General features: G+C 62.4%; 18 protein-coding genes. 9 read left to right on the forward strand and 9 right to left on the reverse strand.

Annotated elements, in window-relative coordinates:
• The first annotated feature begins 63 nt into the window (after positions 1–63).
• A complete protein-coding gene (locus tag HYPGJ_RS02530) occupies positions 64–897 on the forward strand; it encodes a hypothetical protein (RefSeq protein WP_143440473.1) in 834 nt (277 codons plus the stop codon).
• 47 nt (positions 898–944) lie between these two features.
• Here HYPGJ_RS02530 and HYPGJ_RS02535 read toward each other — a convergent pair whose 3' ends face one another.
• Positions 945–2,735: a cation:proton antiporter gene (locus HYPGJ_RS02535; RefSeq protein ID WP_046845692.1), complete on the reverse strand. Its 1,791-nt coding sequence runs from the start codon at positions 2,733–2,735 to the stop codon at positions 945–947.
• Between the two features lie 306 nt (positions 2,736–3,041).
• On the opposite strand from HYPGJ_RS02535, the gene HYPGJ_RS02540 reads away from it, so the two are divergent.
• Entirely contained in the window at positions 3,042–5,330 is a 2,289-nt protein-coding gene (locus HYPGJ_RS02540; protein ID WP_244465982.1) for a PBP1A family penicillin-binding protein, read from the forward strand.
• A gap of 12 nt (positions 5,331–5,342) precedes the next feature.
• Here HYPGJ_RS02540 and HYPGJ_RS02545 read toward each other — a convergent pair whose 3' ends face one another.
• Both HYPGJ_RS02545 and HYPGJ_RS02550 read right to left on the reverse strand, forming a co-directional pair.
• Positions 5,343–6,113: a SprT family zinc-dependent metalloprotease gene (locus HYPGJ_RS02545; protein WP_046845694.1), complete on the reverse strand. Its 771-nt coding sequence runs from the start codon at positions 6,111–6,113 to the stop codon at positions 5,343–5,345.
• A gap of 187 nt (positions 6,114–6,300) precedes the next feature.
• Positions 6,301–6,909, reverse strand: a complete 609-nt coding sequence (locus tag HYPGJ_RS02550; protein WP_046845695.1) for an SCO family protein — start codon at positions 6,907–6,909, stop codon at positions 6,301–6,303.
• A gap of 135 nt (positions 6,910–7,044) precedes the next feature.
• Between HYPGJ_RS02550 and HYPGJ_RS02555 the strand changes: the two genes are divergently transcribed.
• Together HYPGJ_RS02555 and HYPGJ_RS02560 are read left to right on the forward strand one after the other, a co-directional pair.
• Complete coding sequence (locus HYPGJ_RS02555) at positions 7,045–8,448, forward strand: ActS/PrrB/RegB family redox-sensitive histidine kinase (protein ID WP_070104052.1); 1,404 nt, start codon at positions 7,045–7,047, stop codon at positions 8,446–8,448.
• Positions 8,449–8,589: 141 nt separating this feature from the next.
• A complete protein-coding gene (locus HYPGJ_RS02560) occupies positions 8,590–9,171 on the forward strand; it encodes an ActR/PrrA/RegA family redox response regulator transcription factor (RefSeq protein WP_041921461.1) in 582 nt (193 codons plus the stop codon).
• A 34-nt stretch (positions 9,172–9,205) separates the two neighbouring features.
• Here HYPGJ_RS02560 and HYPGJ_RS02565 read toward each other — a convergent pair whose 3' ends face one another.
• Positions 9,206–9,712 (reverse strand): MmcB family DNA repair protein, encoded by a 507-nt coding sequence (locus tag HYPGJ_RS02565; RefSeq protein WP_101536100.1) that lies wholly within the window; start codon positions 9,710–9,712, stop codon positions 9,206–9,208.
• Positions 9,713–9,813: 101 nt separating this feature from the next.
• On the opposite strand from HYPGJ_RS02565, the gene HYPGJ_RS02570 reads away from it, so the two are divergent.
• Together HYPGJ_RS02570 and HYPGJ_RS02575 are read left to right on the forward strand one after the other, a co-directional pair.
• Positions 9,814–11,535 (forward strand): AAA family ATPase, encoded by a 1,722-nt coding sequence (locus tag HYPGJ_RS02570; RefSeq protein WP_046845696.1) that lies wholly within the window; start codon positions 9,814–9,816, stop codon positions 11,533–11,535.
• Positions 11,532–12,377 carry a hypothetical protein gene (locus HYPGJ_RS02575; protein WP_046845697.1) on the forward strand — a complete coding sequence of 282 codons (846 nt, stop codon included), beginning with the start codon at positions 11,532–11,534 and terminating at the stop codon, positions 12,375–12,377. The genes HYPGJ_RS02570 and HYPGJ_RS02575 overlap by 4 nt, the downstream gene beginning before the upstream one ends.
• 4 nt (positions 12,378–12,381) lie before the next feature.
• Here the strand turns inward: HYPGJ_RS02575 and ppk2 are convergent, their stop codons facing one another.
• Together ppk2 and HYPGJ_RS02585 are read right to left on the reverse strand one after the other, a co-directional pair.
• Positions 12,382–13,350 (reverse strand): polyphosphate kinase 2, encoded by a 969-nt coding sequence (gene ppk2 / locus HYPGJ_RS02580; RefSeq protein ID WP_083983998.1) that lies wholly within the window; start codon positions 13,348–13,350, stop codon positions 12,382–12,384.
• A gap of 185 nt (positions 13,351–13,535) precedes the next feature.
• Positions 13,536–14,090: a GcrA family cell cycle regulator gene (locus HYPGJ_RS02585; protein WP_046845698.1), complete on the reverse strand. Its 555-nt coding sequence runs from the start codon at positions 14,088–14,090 to the stop codon at positions 13,536–13,538.
• A 660-nt stretch (positions 14,091–14,750) separates the two neighbouring features.
• Between HYPGJ_RS02585 and HYPGJ_RS02590 the strand changes: the two genes are divergently transcribed.
• Genes HYPGJ_RS02590 through HYPGJ_RS02600 form a run of 3 tightly spaced genes read left to right on the forward strand, consistent with a single transcriptional unit; the run spans position 14,751 to position 17,833 of the window.
• The gene (locus HYPGJ_RS02590; RefSeq protein ID WP_046845699.1) at positions 14,751–15,923 is read left to right on the forward strand and encodes an aspartate aminotransferase family protein; all 1,173 of its coding nucleotides are present in this window, start codon (positions 14,751–14,753) and stop codon (positions 15,921–15,923) included.
• A complete protein-coding gene (gene argF / locus HYPGJ_RS02595) occupies positions 15,923–16,879 on the forward strand; it encodes an ornithine carbamoyltransferase (protein WP_083983999.1) in 957 nt (318 codons plus the stop codon). The genes HYPGJ_RS02590 and argF overlap by 1 nt, the downstream gene beginning before the upstream one ends.
• An 18-nt stretch (positions 16,880–16,897) precedes the next feature.
• On the forward strand, positions 16,898–17,833 hold the full coding sequence (locus tag HYPGJ_RS02600) for an Hsp33 family molecular chaperone HslO (protein ID WP_046845700.1): 936 nt from the start codon (positions 16,898–16,900) through the stop codon (positions 17,831–17,833).
• A gap of 6 nt (positions 17,834–17,839) precedes the next feature.
• On the opposite strand, the gene HYPGJ_RS02605 is transcribed toward HYPGJ_RS02600, so the two are convergent.
• From HYPGJ_RS02605 to apaG, 3 genes are all read right to left on the reverse strand, one after another.
• Complete coding sequence (locus HYPGJ_RS02605; protein WP_046845701.1) at positions 17,840–18,400, reverse strand: histidine kinase; 561 nt, start codon at positions 18,398–18,400, stop codon at positions 17,840–17,842.
• A gap of 193 nt (positions 18,401–18,593) precedes the next feature.
• On the reverse strand, positions 18,594–19,760 hold the full coding sequence (argE, locus tag HYPGJ_RS02610; protein WP_046845702.1) for an acetylornithine deacetylase: 1,167 nt from the start codon (positions 19,758–19,760) through the stop codon (positions 18,594–18,596).
• A gap of 14 nt (positions 19,761–19,774) precedes the next feature.
• Positions 19,775–20,230 carry a Co2+/Mg2+ efflux protein ApaG gene (gene apaG / locus HYPGJ_RS02615; RefSeq protein WP_200185650.1) on the reverse strand — a complete coding sequence of 152 codons (456 nt, stop codon included), beginning with the start codon at positions 20,228–20,230 and terminating at the stop codon, positions 19,775–19,777.
• Between the last annotated feature and the right edge of the window lie 7 nt (positions 20,231–20,237).

The raw sequence follows: 20,237 nt of genomic DNA on the forward strand, positions 1-20,237 counted from the left end.
ATCCTGGCGCGGGATGGGCGATCGGCGATTGTCTTCCGGCGCGGCCCATCGAAAAAAGTGCTGGTGCTTCGCTGGTGGCTCGACGCCGACCGGCTGGAGCCGGGGCAATGGTTCAACGGCCGCATCTATGAGCGGCGCTGCGATCTTTCTCCCGATGGCGATCTGCTGATCTATTTCGCGGCCAAGTGGCAGGCGCCGTTCGAAACGTGGACGGCCGTCAGTCGCACGCCGTATTTGACCGCGCTCGCGCTCTGGCCGAAGGGCGATGCATGGGGCGGCGGCGGTCTGTTCGTGACGCCGCGTGTCATCGGGCTCAATCATCTCGAAGTTAAATCGCCGGTCATTCCCGGAGCACGCAAGGCTGGCTGGCATCCGCTTGGAGATGAGCCCGTGAAGCTGCCGGAAAATTTCGAAGTGCGCCGCTGGAGCGAGGAAGCCGCGGGTCGTGGCGAAGACAATCCCGTGCATCATGAGCGGATCACGCGCGACGGCTGGATTTTCGTCAGAGAGGGCGATGCCGGGCCGTATCGGCAATCGGGCTATGCGTGGCTATTCAATTCCCCCGAGATTTACGATCGTCCGTCGCCGGTGAATGGGCTCGTCCTCAGGCGATTTCTGCGCGCCATCTATAAGAAGAATGGGCCGTGGTACGTGGAAGACTTCGAGGTGCTCCGCGACGGCGCGCGTGTCCGCTTCATCGAGAATTGCTCTTGGGCGGACTGGCATAAGAACGGCGATCTGCTGTTCGCGCTCGACGGCAAGCTTTATCGGCTCACGGCCGCGAGGGTGCAGGACCCGGCGCAGACCCCGATCGAGAATGCGAAGCTCGTCGCCGATCTCTCGCCGATGCGGTTTCAGAACGTCGTCGCGCCGGACTGGGCGAAGCAGTGGGCGTGACGGGCCTCTCACACGCTGCAACGCCGTGGGAAATCGATTGAGCTTTCTTATTGCACCCTGCGGCTGCGCAACGCCCGGGTTTCCGTGCCGGCCTTTTTCGCGGCGCCCTGAAGCTCGGTTCGGAACTCATCGCGCTTTTCATGGATCGACGCGATGACGAGACCGGTCGGCACGCCGAGACCGACGAGCGCGGCCTCGGACAGCTGAAGGCTTGCTTCGATGGTTTCCGGCACTGCGTCGCTCACGCCGATCTCGTAAAGATGGCGGGCGTGGTTCGCGTCCTTGGCGCGCGAGACGATCACGAGCTTAGGGTAGTTCACGCGCAACGCCTGAACGATGGCGTCGATTTCGGGCTGCGTGTGGATCGTGATGATCGCCGCCTTGGCGGTGTCGAGACCGCAGTGTTTCAGGAAGTCGAGCTGGCTGACGTCGCCGAAATAGACCGGCTTTCCGTCGCGGCGCGCGTTCGCGACGAGGCGCGGATCGCGATCAACCGCGATGTAGCGCACCTGATGCTCGGCGAGCATGTCGCCGATGAGCTGGCCAACGCGACCGTAACCGACGACGAGAGCCGTCGCGTTCTCGCTGCCGGTCGGTGCGACGCTGCCGGCTGGATCGACGACTGCTGGCGGTGCATTTCGCTTCGACACCCAGCGGCCGATCCTGGCAGTAGCCGGGATCAAAGCCATGGAGAGCGACACGGACGTCAACAGAATGCTCGCCAATTCGCGCTCGAGCAGACCGTAACTCAGAGCAACAGTCAGAATGACGAACGCAAATTCACCGCAGGGTGCGAGCAGCGTCGCGGTCTCGAACGACGGTCCTTTGCTGATGCCGAACAGGCGGGAAAGTCCATAGATGATCGCTGTTTGCAACGCGATCGTGCCGCCTGCCGTCAGAAGGATGGCGAGCGGAGAGGAGATGAGCGACTTCAATTCGAGGCTCGATCCGACGGAAAAGAAGAAGACGCCGAGGAGCAGCGATTTGATCGGCTCAATCGTCGTCTGGACGGCGCGCCGGTATTCGGTTTCAGCGAGGAGCAGGCCGGCGACGAAAGCGCCGAGCGCTAGCGAAAGTCCGGCGGCAGCGGAAATGAAGCTCGTCCCGACCGCGACGAACAATGTCGCCGCGATGAAGAGGTCGTGGTTGTGGGTCTGCGCAACCAGCCGGAACAACGGCTGCAGCAGAAAACGTCCGACGCCGATGATGATCAGCAGTGCGGCCGCGGCCTGCAGCAGCGCGGTCATGATGCCGACCAGCAGCGACTGCTTGCTTCCCGGTTCGAGGATGCCGACGAGCAGCAGGATCGGGACGACGGCGAGGTCCTGGAACAGCAGGATAGAAAAGCTCGTTCGTCCGACAGTCGTCGACAGCCTTTTCTGGCGCGCCAGGATTTCAATGACGATGGCCGTGGACGACAGCGAGAGCGCCGAGCCGATGACGATGGCGGTCGTCGGCGTCTGGCCGATCTCGATGGCGAAAATGGCGATCGCGGCGGTCGAGACGAGCACTTGCAGACCGCCCAGTCCGAACACCAGGCGGCGCATCGTTGATAAACGTTCGAATGAGAGTTCGAGGCCAATAAGGAACAGCAGCAAAACCACGCCCCATTCGGCGAATTTTGACAGTCGTTCCGGGTCCGTGATGGTCAGCCAGGAGAGCGAGGGGAAGTAAGGCGTCAGGGCGCCAAGGCTGCCAGGGCTCAGCGCGGCGCCCGCGAGCAGAAATGCAAGAACCGTACTGACGCCAAGTCTATGCAGCAACGGAACAACGACCCCGGCCGTGCCGAGGACAAGCAATGCATCCTTGTAAGCTACCAGTTCATTCGTTGCTGACATCAGCCTCCCCACTTTGTTACCCGATTATGAACGCCGGGGGTGCTCGATGCCAACGTGCAATTTGCTCGCGATGCACTTTTCTTGAGTGGTGATGCGCGCGCACCTACAACGAGGGCCTTCGATCGCGCTTTGCCGAACGCATTCGGGCGAGCTTAACCGGGCCTTATCCAAGGTCTGATATTGCTCAGGCGAAATCGTGCCGCGCCGGCTGCGCCATGCAACGGGCGCGGGTTTGAACGTTACCGATGGTTGGGTGCGGCGGTGTTGCGGGTCCTGATAGCGACGATCCGGTTTTGCGCGTGGGTCGTGGGCAAAGCGCTCGGCCTCGGCAAGACTCCTGCGCCGCCAACGCTACCGGCTCCCTTTCAATCCGTTGCCCAACAGGCGTTCGATTTCGGCGATGAAACGGTTCCGGCACAGCCTTCGCCTCCGCAACAGCGGACGACCACAGGTTCGCTGCTCGGACGGCTCAAGCTCAAATATCGCCTGGCGCTGAGTTTCGGAGTTGCGGCGACCGGCGGCATCATCCTGACGTTTGCCGCGATGATGGTCTACTACACAGTCGTTTTTCCCGATCCGCTTGCGCTGAGAAATAACGATCGCGCGCCGCTCATCCGGATTCTGGCGCGCGATGGGACGACCATCGCAGAACGTGGTGCAGCGCACGAATATGTCCGGCTTGCGGATCTGCCGAAGCTCATTCCGGCGGCGGTCGTCGCGACCGAGGACCGCCGCTTTTTCGATCATTACGGCGTCGATCCGTTCGGCATGTTCCGGGCGATGTTCGCCAACCTCCGTGCGGGGCGTTTCGCGCAAGGCGGCTCGACGCTGACGCAGCAGCTCGCGAAGAACCTGTTCCTGACGCAGGAGCGGACGCTGACGCGCAAGATTGCCGAGCTTGGGCTGGCGCTGTGGCTCGAAGTCAGGCTCACGAAGGACGAGATCCTCGAGCTTTATCTCAACCAATGCTACTTCGGCGCGGGTGCTTACGGCGTCGGTTCGGCAAGCGAGCGGTATTTCGGCAAACCGGCGCGCAGCCTCAATCTGGCGGAAGCCGCGGTCATCGCCGGACTTCTCAAGGCGCCGTCGAAATATTCTCCGGCGACGAACCCTGATGCAGCACGCGAACGCGGGCGCGTCGTTGTTTCGCTGATGCGTGACGCAGGTTTCATTTCGCCCGAGCAGGAAAAGATCGTGCTGGCGCAGCCGGTCGTGTTCGCCGATCCGAAAACGACTGTCGTTGCGTCCGACACCGGATATGTCGTCGATTATATTCTGGATCAGATGCCGCCGATTTCGCAGACCGCGAGCGGCGAAGTCATCGTGCAGACGACGCTCGACCGGGACTTGCAGCGCAGTGCGCAAAAGATCGTCAAGGATACGCTGGCGCGGAAGGGTGCGGCGTTCGGTGCAAGTCAGGCGGCGCTCGTCGTGCTCGACAAGGAGGGCGGCATTCGCGCGCTCGTTGGCGGACGCGACTACGCGGAAAGCCAGTTCGATCGTGCGGTGAAGGCGAAGCGGCAACCGGGTTCTGCGTTCAAGCCGTTCGTCTATCTCGCGGCGCTCGATCGCGGCATGACGCCGGATAGCGTGATGTTCGACGCGCCGGTGACGATTGGCGACTGGTCGCCGAAAAACGACAACAACAAATATGCCGGAGAAATCACGCTTCGGCAGGCGCTGGCGCAGTCGGTCAATACAGTTGCTGTGCGTCTCAATCAGGATGTCGGTCAGGGGCGCACGATCGCGGTGGCGCGACGGCTCGGCATCAGGTCCGATCTGCACGAAGGTCCGTCGCTGGCGCTCGGGACGTCGGAAGTCTCGCTGCTCGAGATGTCGGGCGCCTATGCCGTATTCTCGAACGGCGGCGAAGCGGTCGAGCCTCACATCATTTCCCAGGTTCGCGTCGGAAATGTATCGCCGGTCTATGTCAGTCCGCCGCCGCGCACCGATCGCGTCGCGAGCGTCGATGAGATCGGCGCGCTGAACGACATGCTGAATGCCGTCGTGGTCAGCGGCACCGGGCGACGCGCGGCGCTGCCGGATCGCCCTGTCGCGGGCAAGACAGGCACGACGCAGGATTTCCGCGATGCCTGGTTCATCGGCTACACCAGCCAGCTGACGGCGGGCGTTTGGGTCGGCAACGACAACGGCAAGCCGATGATCCGCACGACGGGCGGCAGTCTGCCGGCGGAAATCTGGAACCAGATCATGCGCGTCGCGCATCAAGGCCTGCCGTCCGCGCCGTTGCCAGGCACGGTCGCCAGTAGACCCGAGGTTGATGACGCGGTCTTGCCGGTGGACGAGGCCGCGCACGTCTCAAAAACGCCGAGCGCGCCGCGTGTCGTTCAATATCATGAAGCTCTGCCGTCGGCGGCGCGCGATGCTGCGCAAAGAATAGCGCCGCCGAGGGTGGCGGAGAAGGCAGCCGACATTCAGCCGCCATCACAGTCGCATCCGACGAGCAATATCGACGACGATTTCATCGCGCGTGCGCTTGCCGATGAATTGGAGCAACAGCGGGATGCGATGCCGGATCAGGAGCCTGTCGAGGCACGTCCGGGCGTTGCGGCATTCGCAATCGGCGCTCGCTAGAGGCAGCCCGGACTAGTGGTTGCGGCCGTGATCCGGGCCGTACCGGTGCAGATCAGGTCCGCGCACCTGCAGCCATTGTTTGGCGGCTTCGAACTCGGGGCGGATCTTTTTGACCAACGCCCAGAACCGCGGGCCGTGGTTCATTTCTGCGAGATGCGCCACTTCGTGCGCGGCGACGTAGTCGAGAACGAAGGACGGCGCGAGGATCAGCCGCCAGGAAAACGACAGCGATCCAGTCGTCGAGCACGAGCCCCAGCGGCTGGTTTGATCGCGGATCGTGATCCGCTTCGCTTTCAGCGACAAACGTGCGGCGTGCTCGGCGACGCTCTTTTCGAGATCGCTTTTCGCCTGATCGAACAGCCAGCGCGTCAGTCGCGCTGCCGCGAGGTCTTTCGGACCTGGAACGAGAATTGTCGGATGACTGCGCGCATCACGTTCGACCGAGATGATCCGCGTGCGCGCGGCGCCGGTGAACACAATCCGATGAGCTTCGCCGCGCAACGGCATCGCCGCTTCATCTTCGAACGGAATGTGGTTCGGAAGGCTGTCGAGGCGCGCGCGAACCCAGTCGATGTGACGGTTAAGGAATGTGCCCGCTTCGTCGAGATCGCACTGCAAAGGCAGCGTGACGATCACGGCGCGGCGCGTGCGGCTGACCCGCAGCGTCAGACGCCGCGCGCTGGGATGACGGCGCACTTCGAGTTGCGCGCCGATGTCTTCAAGACGTACAGCGCGTGACTGAGAAGACAACTCGGCAATGTGCCGTTTATTCTTGATCCCCAAGCGTCCTGGCCCCCAAAGCTGACGCGCATCATGTCGATGCAGCGAGTACGGCACGCGTGTGCCGGACCAATGCAGCACGAAAATGACCTATCAAGGTTCGCGTCGCTGCTCCAGCGGCAACGTCATAGACAGGATGCGGTTAGTGGATGTGTGGCGTTGAGGTCTCAGCATCGATTCGCCGCGTCAGCTATCCCAATGCCTTACCGATCGACGACGCAAGTTGCGCTGGATCATTTGTGATCGGAATGGGTGCGAGAAACGCACCGTCCTTGCCCATCAGATAGAAGAACGCCGAATGATCAACACTGTAGTTGTTCGGATTCTTTTCGTCAGGCACCTTCTGATAAAACACGCGATAAGCTTTCGCAGTTGCGGCGATCTCGCTTGCGCTTCCCGTCAAGCCGACGAGACGCGGACTAAAGTTCTTGATGTACTCGCCCATCTTTTCCGGCGTGTCGCGTTCGGGGTCGAGCGTGATAAACAAAGGTACGACGTCGTCAGCTTTTTTGCCGAGCTGATCGAGTGCTGCCGCCATCACCTGCAGACCGGCGGGACAGATGTCGGGGCAATTGGTGAAGCCGAAGAAAACAAGCATCTCCTTGCCGCGGAAGTCCTGATCGGTCACGCGTTTGCCGGTCGGATCGATCAGGCTGAACGGACCGCCGACCAGTGGCTTGCCGGAAACGGCGGCCGTGCGTGCGCTGTCCTGGCTGTCGGTCGAACGCAGGGCCAATGCGCCGAATGCGGCGCCTAAAACTAGTCCGCCCAGGGCCAATCCAACCATTGCACGGTTCATCTGCTTGAAGTCTCCGTTATGCTTTGAGTAGATAAAGCGGCTGCACGCCCCCTCATGTCGGTCTTTATGGACCGCCGTGCAAGCCCATCACGCGTGGTTTGCAGTTACCACAATCAACCGTTGGATTTCAGGACCATGAGCACGCCGGCAGAAAGCAAACCCGCAGTCGCGCCGGTCTTGAAGGGCATCGTGAACGTTCGCGAAAGCCAGCTTCGGCTCGTCACCAGTGTGCGGTTGCGATGGATGGCCGTGCTTGGGCAGCTCGCTGCCGTGGCGTTGATCAAGCTTTACTACGGCTTTCCGTTCAACATCGGAAACTGCCTGATCCTGATTGCCATGTCGGCGTGGCTTAATGTCTTTCTGTCGATCCGCTATCCCGCGCGCTATCGCCTGAGCACGAGCCTCGCGTTCGGGCTGCTCGTCTACGACGTGCTGCAGCTTGCGGGCCTTCTATATTTTACCGGCGGTATTCAGAACCCGTTTTCGGTGCTGCTCGTCGCGCCGGTGACGGTCGCTGCCGCAACGCAACCAATGCGCTACACATTCATTCTCGGCGCCATCGTGATCGCCGTTGGCGGTGTGCTCATATCATTTCACGATCCGCTGCCATGGTATGAGGGTTTACGCTTCGAGCTGCCGCGCGACTACAAGATCGGCTCGCTGACGGCGTTGGTCGCGTCCATGATTTTCATGGCGTTTTATACGTGGCGGCTGAACAAGGAAGCGCGCCAGATGTCGGCGGCGCTGGCGGCGACCGATCTGGTGCTGGCGAGCGAGCAGCGTCTGCACGCGCTCGATGGTCTTGCCGCCGCGGCCGCGCATGAACTCGGGACGCCGTTATCGACGATCACGCTGGTTGCGAAGGAACTCGAGCACGAACTCGGTCCGGAGAGTCGCTTCCGCGAGGATCTGCAGTTGCTTCACAGTCAGGCGAAACGCTGCCGCGAGATTTTGCAAAAGCTGACGCGCAAGCCCGGCGAGCAGGACCCGATGCACGCCAGCATCACGACGGTCGAACTGCTGGAAGAGGCGTCGGCGGCGCATCGTGCGTCGGGCAAGCGCATCATCATTTCGGCGCATCCGCTGCCGGGACTCGAAGAGGCTGCGCGCGAGGAGCCCATCGGCTACCGCCGGCCGGGTGTCATCTACGGGCTCGGCAATCTCATTGAAAATGCGGTGAGCTTCGCGGCGTCAGAAGTGCATCTCTCGGCGCGCTGGAACGCGGCGCAAGTGGTCGTGACGATCATCGACGACGGACAGGGATTCAAGCCGGAGATGATGGATACGATCGGCGAGCCGTACGTCACTTCGCGCCGCTATGAAGACAAAGGCGACAAAGGTCATTCGGGGTTGGGGCTAGGGCTCTTCATCGCCAAGACGCTGCTCGAGCGGTCCGGCGCGACCGTAACCTTTTCCAACCAACCGCCACCACGGACGGGTGCCATCATACAGATCGCGTGGCCGCGAAGCGCTTTCGAGCTTCCTCAGGGCACGTTCGACTGGCCCGGAGCACGCGCGCGAAAGGCCAACACGGTTTAATTTGGCTGTTGTGACGAAAGGAATCGGCCGGAATAGCCCGCTGGTAACCTTTCGGCCTCGATTTTCCCTGCGTAAGGGGTTGCGGCTGGAGTCCCGCCGTTGGAATATGCCAAAAGCGAACAAACATGCGGGTGAGCCCTGATGCGGGAGGATAACGTGGTTACCGAGGATCTGTCATTCAAACAGGATGAGTTGCCGGCCGATCGGTCGCTGGTCATCGTGGACGACGATCGCGCCTTCCTGCAGCGCCTCGCACGCGCAATGGAGCTTCGCGGGTTCGAAGTCCGCTTCGGGCATTCGGTTGCCGAGGGTGTCGATCTCATTCGCGAAAAGCCGCCGGCGTTCGCTGTCGTGGACATGCGTCTCGAAGATGGCTCGGGCCTCGACGTCATCGCGGAACTCGCACGGCTGAAGCCCGACTCTCGCGCCATCGTGCTGACGGGCTACGGCAATATCGCAACCGCGGTTACGGCGGTGAAGCTCGGTGCGGTCGATTATCTCGCGAAGCCCGCCGATGCCGATGATGTCACCGACGCGTTGCTGGCGCCGAGCGACTCGAAGGCGCCGCCGCCGGAGAACCCGATGTCGGCCGACCGCGTGCGGTGGGAACACATTCAGCGCGTGTATGAACTGTGCAACCGCAATGTTTCGGAGACGGCGCGGCGGCTCAACATGCATCGCCGTACTCTGCAGCGCATTCTCGCGAAGCGCGCGCCGAAGTAATCGGCGGGCCGACGTCGGCCTGCTTCTCTGAGCTTCATTCCATTTTCACGCCGGGGTCGACCTGCGCGAGCAGGCGCATCGCCGCCGTGCGCGCGAACGATAGCGTCAATGCCTTGCGGCGCGCCGAGCTGACAGGATGACTCGGCGGATCGCGCACCAGCTCTCCGCCATATGCGTCGGCGAGAATAAGCCCTGTGTCGGCGGGCAGAACTTCAACCGGAAAATCTGGTGCGACGGCGAAGAGCAGCGCGTCGCAATACTCGCGATACTCGTGCCACTTCTGATCGGCGCGGAAGTCGGCAATGCTCGACTTGATTTCAACGATCCAGACTTTGCCATCATGAGCCAATGCCAGGATGTCGGCGCGGCGACCATTTCCGAGCGAGACTTCGCTCAGGCTTTCAAAATTCAATGATCGCAAGAGGCGTTGCGTACCGCGCAAGATGGCGCGTGCGCGAGCATCGTCCCGAATTGATACGGCGGCGGGCGCCGTCGCGATGTCCATCACATTATTCGTTGCGGAAGGAGGCGCGTCCGTCATGGTGCCGCCATTATGGCGGTGCGACAGTCAGAGGCAAGCGATCGCGGACGGATTGTGATGTTCGCAGGTGTAGAGGCGTTGCCATCCTGGGGGACTTTGGCATGGTTTTCTGGCGCAATCGATCGGCGAAGAAAGCCGATACGCCGGTCGTCGCTGAAGAACGCGCCGCAGAGTCTGCCGCGCAAACAGAAACCGCCAGCGCGCAAGCTTCTGAAACACCGCCGCCGTCTCCACCACAGACGAATGTCGTCACGCTCGTGACGTCCAGGCTTGCGGATCGGTTAGCCGGTGTTGCGAGCACGGCCGGGCAGATCGAAGTTCAGGATACGAAATCCATCAAGCCGCCGCAGGTTCCAACCGAACCCGCGCCGATCGCTCCCGCTTCACAGCCGCATGTTTTCGGGCAGAAACGTGCGGTCGCGAAAATTCGTGCGGCGCTCAATGCGAAGCCCTGCGAGCATCTGCTCGTTCTTGGAGAACCCGGCACCGGACGCCTTGCGCTTGCGGAAGAGCTTGCCGCCGACACAGCGCGCAACGCTGCCGACGATTGGATTTACGTGGTCGAACGGCACACGCCGACGCGTGCGAAGGCCTTCGCCATTCCGCATGGTAAGGCTGCGGAGCTTGTGCGCGATCTTCGCGCGGCAATCGACAAGGCAACGGTCGCGTTTGAACGCCATACCAAAAGCGACGAGCATCGGATTAGTCTCGATCTATTGGAAGAAGAAATTCGCTATCTCGGCGACAAGGCCGTCGACGAAGTGCGGCGGCGTGCGGAATCGCAGAACATCGCAGTCGTCAAATCTCTGGACGGTTACGTGCTGGCACCGATGCACGAAGGCCGCGTCGTGCGATCGGATGTTTTTCGCGCGTTGCCAGAGGCGTTGAAGCGCAACGTCGAGGCCAAGATCACGACGCTGGAAAGCGAGTTGCAGTCGATCGTCGCGACGCTGCCGAATGTCGAGTTCGAGGCCAGTGAGAAGTATGAGGCGCTGGTCCGGCAGACGGCGTTGCGTGCGATCCGGCCGAGCCTTGTCGCGCTCAAGCAAGCGCATGAAGACGATCAGCCGATCGTCGCCGCGATCGATGCCGTCGAAGATGCCTTCGTGGCGTCGTCGACATCGGGCGGCGCGGGGCAGCATGCCGCCATGCCGCTCAATCTCGCGGGCGAAGACGGCGACGAGCTTCGCAAGGTCGTGACCGTGCGCCATGTGTCGCCCGTCGATCTTCTCGGTGAAATCGGTCGCGATGCGCTGGGACGGCCGGCGCATGTGCCGGGGCAACTGGCTCGCGCCGGGTCCGGATTTGTGATCATCGAGGCCTGGCGGCTCGCAGCCGATCCGAAGGCGTGGTCGGCGTTGAGCGCCGCGCTCGCGTCGCGCGAAATCACACCGCTGAGCGGGTCGGGCCTGTCGATCAAGGCGGACCCGGTGCCGCTTGCCGCAACGATCATTCTGATCGCGGACGAGCAGTCGTGGTCGAAACTCGAAGCCATCGAGCCCGGGATCGCGCGGCATTTCCCGCACGTCGCCAAGCTCAGCGCGGCGGTGCCGCTTGCCGATATGCCGGAGAACGAATTTTCGATGGGGGCGGCGAGGCTCGCTTCCAACAACGCATTGCGTCCGTTGGCGCCGAGCGTCGCGCCGATCATCTACAAGGATGCGGTCCGGCGCGGCGGCGGGCGCGTTTCGCTTTCGTGCACGGCGCTTTTGCATCTGCTCAAGGATGCCGATGCGGTCGCTGGAACGCGCGATGCCGCGCAGATCAGAGCGTCCGACGTCACCGAGGCTCTCGCACATCGCGCCGACGGTGAAACCCCATGATCACGCACGTGGCCGAAGCTTCGGAGCTGAGCGGCCGCGTCGTTCTCTGGCTCGATCCCGAGTCGCGCTGTACGCCCTCGGTGCTCGATGCGCCGTTGCGTTTAGCCCGCGCCTACGATGCCGAGATCGAGACGATCGTCGTCGATCAACGTGCGGATGAAAGCGGTGACGTTCCGTTCCGCCGCATCGGTCATGTCGGTCTGCCGGATATTCCGCCCGTTGCGTACCGCTTCCAGCTTCTGGCGCAGCGTTGCCGCCGCATCGTTGAAGATGCCGGCCGGACGCATAAAGTCAAAGTCCGTCATGCGCTGGCGCAGGGCGATGCCGTCGACCGCATTTCCGATATGTGCCTGATGCGCGGGCCTTGGAACATCGTGGCGCTGACCGGCACGCCGTCGGTCGGCGGACACTCCGTCATCAATTCGTTGCTTGCCAATGTCAGCGGAGCGACCGGCTTTCTTCTGTGCGGCGAAGCGCTGGCCAAGAGAAAAACGGGCGTCGTCGTCATCGTCGAAGACGGCGACCGGCTGCCGTCGATGCTGCGTGCAGCCGAGCGGCTATCGCAGCCCGACGCCGTCATTCAACTCGTCATTGGCGCGGAGACATCCGCAGAGCATGCCGAGATCGAGCATCCGGCACGGCTGCTCACTGCGGAAATGCCCACGGTTGCGTTCGCGCCGATTGGTCCGACGTTCGGCGTGCCCGGCGCGATGACCGAGATCATCGCGCGCATGAAGCCGTCGTTCGTCGTTGCGCGGTTCGGCGGTACAGCATTCGCTGACGGACGGGAGCTTTCGCGCGCATCGGCGGCCATCCAGGCGCCGATCCTGCTGGTTCGATGACTGCTTAAGCCGGTGAATAAATGATCTGCGGATCAGCCTCGCCGATGGCTGAGAGATCGCGCCCTTCATAGTCGATCGCCAGCAGCACGTGGCGGATGGTTTCGAGGCGGGCGCGGCGCTGATCGTTGGCGCGGACGACCATCCACGGCGCGATGACCGTGTTGGTGAAGCGAAACATCTCGACCTCGGCCTTCGTGTAGTCATCGTATTTCGGGAGCGCGGCGATATCGACGTCGGACAGCTTCCATTGCTTCAACGGGTCCTGGCGGCGTTCGTAGAAGCGCTTCAATTGCATCTCGCGGCCGATCGTCAGGTAGAATTTGAACAGCTTGATGCCATCGCGCACGAGCAGGCCTTCGAATTCCGGCGCTTCGCGCAGGAAGATCGCAAGCTGATGCTCGGTGCAGAAGCCCATGACGCGCTCGACGCCGGCGCGATTGTACCAGGAGCGATCGAAGAGCACGACTTCGCCGGCGGTCGGAAGGTGCACGGCGTAGCGCTGGAAGTAGAGCTGTCCGCGCTCGGTTTCGGTCGGCTTGGTCAAGGCGACGGTGCGCGTATTGCGCGGATTCATGTGCTGGTTGAAGGCTTTGATGCATGAGCCTTTGCCCGAGCCGTCGCGGCCTTCGTAGAGACAAAGGATGCGGCCGCCGGTCTTGAGATTATGCTTCTGCAGCTTCACAAGCTCGATCTGCAACGCCAGCAGCCGCTCTTCGAACTCGGCGCGCTTCATGCGCTCATCATAAGGATAGCAGCCGGATCGCATCGAGGCGTCGTCAATTGCCTTCGGCAGCTTTGGCGCGTCGATCGAAAAGCTCTGCAGGAGATCGCCGGTCGCTCCGCTCTCCGCCAGTTTTTTCGTGGCTTTGCGGTCGGCCGCGGTCGGGCCGGTGCCGCTCTCCTTGACTTCAGAGACGGTTGACGGTGCGGGTTCGCCTTTGCTGGACTTCCCTTTGCCTTTGCTTTTCGACATGGGACGTCTCCTGAGGCTGCTTAAAGGGCTGCGTGCCGCGAAGCTAGCATACGGCGAAGAGCCGGTTCCGCGACGAAGCCAAGACGGTTAGCGAAATGGGCATAGAAAAGCCAGCAGCGGCCCCCGCGCGCTGCTGGCTTTCTTGCTCCGCTGGCCTTGCCCCCCGGCTAGCCTCGCGGAATATCTCAGGCTCGCTGCTTCGGATCCGCAGTCGCGAGAACGGCGCTTGTGATGGCGACCGGGCTTTCGATTTCCGTGCGCTCGCGGCGGCGCGGCGCGACGGGCTGGAAGGCGCGGCGGGCGTGAACCTCGCAATACGGCAGCAACGGCACCTTGTTACGGCCGCAGAAGTGGAACTCCGGCGTCTGCGGATCGCCGATCGGCCAGCGGCAGCTGCATTCGGTCAGCGTCTGGATGGTCTTGCGCTCGGCGAGCGGGATCTCGATTTCCTCCGCCGGCGGCACGTAAGCCTCGGTATCCATGTACAACGCGCGGACGGCCGGATTGCCCGACTGGGCGAAGCGCGGCTTTACCGGCCTCTTGGCATTGACCATGCGGCTGCGCGGACGGTGCGTTTTCATGCGTGACGTGGTCGCCCGGCCGGAAAGGCCGAGACGGTGAACTTTTCCTATGACCGCATTGCGGGTCACACTTCCAAGACGGCCGGCGATCTGGCTAGCGCTTAGTCCTTCCGACCAGAGCTTCTTCAACAGATCCACGCGCTCATCAGTCCAAGACATGCGTCGTATGCTCCCTCTCGAGCCGCAACAGCGGCGTGCACCCCCCGGTGCCCGCGGAACGACGGTCGAGACGCGAGGTCTGCGCGCGCGCAGTCGAAACGACAGCACGCGGACGCAGGACGACGACGGTCCTGACCGGTTACAAACGCAAAAACTTCAGGAAAACGCGGAACATACACGCTAGAGACGCGGGCGGCGCATACAAGGCTGCCCAGAGCGCGGTTGGAGCCGATACACAGCCGGATCAAGGGCGCGACAGGCGCCGCCAGATCTCGTGGCCCAACAAGGGTAAGTTACAACATGCTGAATCCCGCCTACAAGACAGAGGTTTAATCATAAGGGTATTGACAGGAAAACGTTGCGAGGCAGCAACAGATCGATTCGTGGCCGGGGATATGTCCGAAATGCCTGTTTGGGAGACAGCCCATTCAACCGCTGGATTGTAGCGCTGTCAGTTCTACTCGCGGCACCCCGGGAATACGGGACATTCGTTGACAGGAATACGGTCAACGCGTATCAGTGGTTGCATTCGGGCCGCCAAAAGTGGGCGGCTTTTTGATTTTCCGCCTGGGGTTATCCACGCACATGGCATCTTCCCCCGCCGCGCTGGGGAAAACACCCGGTCGCTCTTCAGTGTCGACTGAGCCGTCAGCCGCAGTCATGGGTACGTACGGCCGTCAGAACATCGTGTTCGCGCGCGGCGAGGGCTGCTGGCTTTTCGCAGAAAACGGCGACCGCTATCTCGATTTCGGATCAGGCGTCGCGGTGAATGCACTCGGTCATGCGCATCCGGCGCTCGTCGCGGTGCTGAAGGCGCAGGCCGACAAGCTCTGGCATACGTCGAACCTCTATCGCGTCGAAGGCCAGGAAACGGTTGCTGAAAAGCTGACGCGGCTGACGTTCGCGGAGCGCGTCTTCTTTTGCAATTCGGGCGCGGAAGCCTGCGAAGGCGCGATCAAAGTCGCGCGCCGCTATCATTATGTCTCCGGTCATCCTGAGCGGCAGCGGATCGTCACGTTCCGCGGCGCGTTCCACGGGCGGACGCTCGCGACGCTCGCCGCGGCCGGAAACGAAAAATATCTCGAAGGTTTTGCGCCGGAAGCGGGCGGCTTCGATCACGTCGATGCCGGAGATCTGGCGGCGCTGGAAGCGGCGATCTCGCCCGAGACGGCAGCGATCATGCTCGAGCCGATCCAGGGCGAAGGCGGGGTTCGTTCTTTCTCGCCGGAAGATCTGCGCGCCATTCGCGATCTTTGCGACAAGCATGGACTGCTGCTGGTGCTAGATGAAGTGCAGACCGGCGTCGGGCGCACCGGCAAGCTGTTCGCGTACGAGTGGGCCGGTATCACGCCGGACGTCATGGCCGTCGCGAAGGGCTTGGGCGGCGGATTTCCGGTCGGTGCAATCCTGGCGACGGCGGAAGCCGCGAAAGGCATGACGCCTGGCACTCACGGCTCGACGTTCGGCGGCAATCCGCTGGCGATGGCTGTTGCGTCGACGGTTCTCGACATCGTTTCCGAGCCTGAGTTCCTCGAAGGCGTGCGCACGAAGGCGCTGCATTTGAAGCAGGGGCTTTCGGGGCTCAAGGATCAGCATGCGGACGTCGTCGAAGAGGTTCGCGGCGCGGGGCTTCTGACCGGGCTCAAGCTCAAAGCGCACGTGTCACCACAGAAGTTGGTGGCTGCGGCTATGGATGAAAAACTGTTGCTGGTCGGCGCGGGCGACAATTGCGTGCGCGTGCTTCCACCCCTCATCGCCTCGGACAAGGACATCGCCGAGGCCATGCAAATTCTATCGCGCGCGCTTTCGCGCGTCGATCGCGAGGTTGGCTGATGCTGGAGAAGGCTCCGACTGTAATGACCGCGAAACAGGGCCCGAGGCATTTTCTCGATATTGCCGATCTCGATTCCAAGACGCTGCGGAAGATCATCGACAACGCGCACGCGATGAAACGTGCCGGCAAGCGCGTTCCGGCCGACCTTCGTCCGAAGGGGATCGAGGACGACGTGCTCGTTCTGATTTTCGAGAAGCCGTCGACGCGGACGCGCGTGTCGTTCGACGTTGCGATGCGCCAGCTCGGCGGTCAGGCGTTGACGCTCAATCACGACGATCTGCAGCTTGGGCGCGGTGAATCCGTTGCCGACACGGCGCGCGTGCTGTCACGTTATGCCGACGGCATCATGATCCGCGCCAACGCGCACGCGACGCTCGCCGAGCTTGCGCGTCACGCGACCATTCCGGTCATCAACGGGCTGACGGAAAAGAGTCATCCGTGCCAGATCATGGCCGACATCCAGACGTTCGAGGAACATCTCGGCCCGATCAAGGGACGCACGGTTGCGTGGGTCGGCGACGGCAACAACGTCGCGGTATCGTGGATGCACGCGGCGGTCCGTTTCGGATTCAAGCTTCGCCTCGCGTGCCCGAAGTCGCTTTATCCTGAGGCGGAGGCCCTCGACTGGGTCCGGCGCGAAAAGGGCAATGTCGAAATCGGCACCGATCCGAGTGAAGCGGTGAAGGGCGCGGACTGCGTCGTTACCGATACGTGGGTGTCGATGGGGCAGTCTGGCGCCGCCAAGCGCAAGAAAATCCTCGCGCCTTATGCCGTCGACGCCAAGCTGATGAGCAAGGCCAGCAAGTCGGCGATCTTCATGCATTGCCTGCCCGCCTATCGCGGACATGAAGTCAGCGAAGAGGTGCTGGAAGGCCCGCAATCGGTTATTTTCGACGAAGCCGAAAACCGCCTGCATGCGCAGAAGGCCATTCTTGCGTGGTGTTTCGGCGCGTAACGCTGAGAGTATCGCCGTATGCCGATCGAACCGCAGCCGCCGCGCGTGCCGGCTGACGACAGCGTCGTCGTCTTTCGCACGCGCCGCTCCAATGTTCGCGGCCGGCTCGTCCGGTTGGGCAAAACGCTCGACGATATCGTCACGCCGCATGCGATGCCGGATGCACCGAGCCGGTTTTTATCGGAGGCGATTGCGGTTGCGGCGCTTTGCGGTTCCGCGCTGCCTGACGGCGGCAATCTCAACCTGCAGGTTCGTGCGAGTGGGCCGGTTTCAATCCTGGTTGCCGACTACGCCGCGCCCGGCAGATTACGCGGATATGCGCGCTACGACGCGGCCAAGCTCGACGACGCGGACGTGCAGCGTGCCGGTCTTGGCGACGGGCATCTGGCGCTGACGCTCGATTCCGGTCCCGGTGAAGAGCGCTATCAAGGCGTTCTCGCTTTTGAAAATGCGGCGCTGCAGGCGACGACAGCGGCTTATTTCGAGCAGCGGGAAGGGCTTCCGACATTCATTCGGATCGCGGTTGCGAACCAGTTCGTGGCGGCGCGCCGATCGGCTTCGAGCACGCCGGAATGGCATCGGCGCGGCGGCGGACTGATGGTCCAAAGTCTTGCGGCGCAGCGCGACGGCGATGATGACGCCGCGGAAGACTGGCGTCGCGTCGAGATGCTCGCCGCGACGGTCGAGGATCATGAGCTTCTCGATCCCGATCTGCCGGTCGAGCGTCTGTTGCTCAGGTTGTTTCACGAAGAGCAGGTCGCGATCGAGCGCGTCATTCCGCTGACGTCATTTTGCCGATGCAGCCGCGCAAAGGTCGAAAACGTTCTGACCGCGTTCGGAGCGGCGGATCTTGCGGACATGCGCGACGACGACGGCCGTATCGTCGTGACGTGCGAATTCTGCACGTCGCGATACACGTTTTCGCTCGATGAACTGAAACAAGCCGGCGGCTAGTTCGCGTTAGCGCATGCCGCCGTTGGCGACTTTGCCGGCCTGGCCGCCTGCTTCACGCGGATCGCCGCTTTCGGCCTTGGCCCCCGAAACGTCGTATTCCGTTTTCGAGCGGGCGCTCGCGATTTGCGAACCGTCGAGTTTGCAGCTGCCGGACTTGTCGATCAGCGTGAACGCCGGGTTTGCTTTGTCGACGAATTCGGCGCGCGAGACTTTGCCGTCGCCGTTGGCATCGTAATATTGCAGGTTCGCAGTCTCGAACAGGCGATCGACCTTGATCAGATTTGGCCACTCGCTCGCGTCCAGCGAGTCATCGTGATTGGTGTCGGCGCCGTTGAACAGATCTTCGGCGTACGATTTCCACTCGTTGCACGTCACGACGTTGTCGTGGTTGGTATCCCAGCTTCCCGCGGCCTGCAGAAATGCGCGATCGACTTCGGAGAGCTGGTTGCCGCCAAACGGATTGATCGATCCGATCGACGGAAGCGGCGTCGTCGAGCATGCCGACAGCATCGACGCGGCGATCGTTGCGCAAAGTGCGGACGATAGGGTTTTGGTGCGCAAGGTCATGAGACTGTCTCTGTGATCGCGAATGCTTGCCGGCTCGGCGCATTCGTACTCCTAACACTGCGTCGATTGCGCGGCAGACCTAGAAAAAGCGGTGGGCCGATGCAAAAGGGCACGAAGATGTCGCAGTGATGTCACACGCGCGTGGAAACGCGGTCAATGTGCTGAGAAGCGGCGCTTTTTGCAGTGCACCCGCTCAGGCTTCGGCCCAATCTCCGAGACGCTCGAGAAACGCGGAGCATTTCACGATCTCGCTTTCGGCGATCCATTCGTCGGCGGTGTGGGCCTGCGCGATGTCTCCAGGACCGCAAACCACCGCAGGAGCGCCGGCCTCCTGGAAAAGTCCGGCTTCGGTCGCGAATGAGACGGTGTGCGTTTCGTTCTGGCCCGTAAGTTTGAGGGCGAGCGCGACGACGTCGGACGTTCGGTCGGCGCCGAAGGGCGTGACGGAATTCTTGCGCGTGATCGCGATGTCCGCTTCCGGTGCGACGAGGCGCATCTCGGGCAGGCACTCGGTTTCGGCGAACTGGCGCAGACGGCGTTCGATGATTGCGGGATCGAGGCCCGGCAAGGCGCGCACTTCGAAGCCGAAGGTGCAGCTTATCGGAATGATGTTCGACGCCGTGCCGCCTTCGAGCATCGTGACCTGAAGCGTCGGATAGTCGGGATCGAAGCGGGCGTTGCGGACGTTCTTTTTCAGGTCGGCTTCGATACGCTCCAGTTCTCCGATGAGGCGCGCGGCGAAGGTGATCGCGTTGACGCCGAGCGGCGCCATGCTCGAATGCGCGGCGCGGCCCTTGACCTCGACGAGCCAGCGGACGGGGCCTTTGTGGGCATCGACGACCTGCATCGACGTCGGCTCGCCGACGATGACCATGCGCGGTCTCGGCAGTTCCTTGCCGAGTTCGGCGAGCATCGGGCGAACGCCGAGGCAGCCGACTTCCTCATCGTAGGAGAACGCGAAATGGATCGGCGTCTTGAGCTTGCGCCGTTTGAAGTCGGGTGTTGCGGCGAGAACGGCTGCGAGGAAGCCTTTCATGTCCGCAGTGCCGCGTCCGTAAAAACGTCCGTCGGCGGCGCGCACGGTGAAAGGATCGCTGGTCCAGGTCTGGCCATCGACGGGAACGACGTCGGTATGACCCGACAGCGCAACGCCGCCTTCGCCGTCCGGTCCGATCGTGGCGTAGAGAGACGACTTCTGGCCGTCGTCGCTGACGATGCGGCGCGAGGTGACGCCGTGGCCGTGCAGGTAGTCTTCGATGAACGAGACGATATCGAGATTGCTACGGTAGCTGGTCGTATCGAACGAGACGAGGCGGGCGAGCAGCTCCGCCGGTGTCTCAGTTGCGCGTCTCGTGCTCATCCTGCCCGTCGCTGTCAGTTCATGCTGCGGCGCGTGTAAGGGCTATCCAGCGAGAAGGCCGGAATGGCGACGTCGAACAGCTTGCCGGATTCATCCGTCATCTGATAGCTGCCCACCATGATGCCTTGCGGCGTCTTCAAGGGGCAGCCGGACGTGTAGTTGAACGACTCGCCCGGCTGGATCGTCGGGGTCTGTCCGATGACGCCAGGACCGCGCACTTCCTCGGTGTGGCCGAGCGCGTCGGTGATACGCCACATGCGTGATTTCAGCTGGACCGTTTCCTGACCGTCGTTGCTGATCTCGACGGCATAGGACCAGACGAAGTGGCTGTCCTCGGGCGACGACTGGTCGTCGAGGTACTGCGGCTCCACGCGGATGCGGATGCCGCGCGTGATCGCTTCGTAAGGGTGGCTCGCAGCCTGCCTTTTAGATGTCGATTTAGATGCCGATGCTGGCGTGTTCTTGGTCATTGGTTCC

It is taken from the genome of Hyphomicrobium sp. GJ21, assembly GCF_001006785.1.
Classification (GTDB): Bacteria; Pseudomonadota; Alphaproteobacteria; order Rhizobiales; family Hyphomicrobiaceae; genus Hyphomicrobium_B.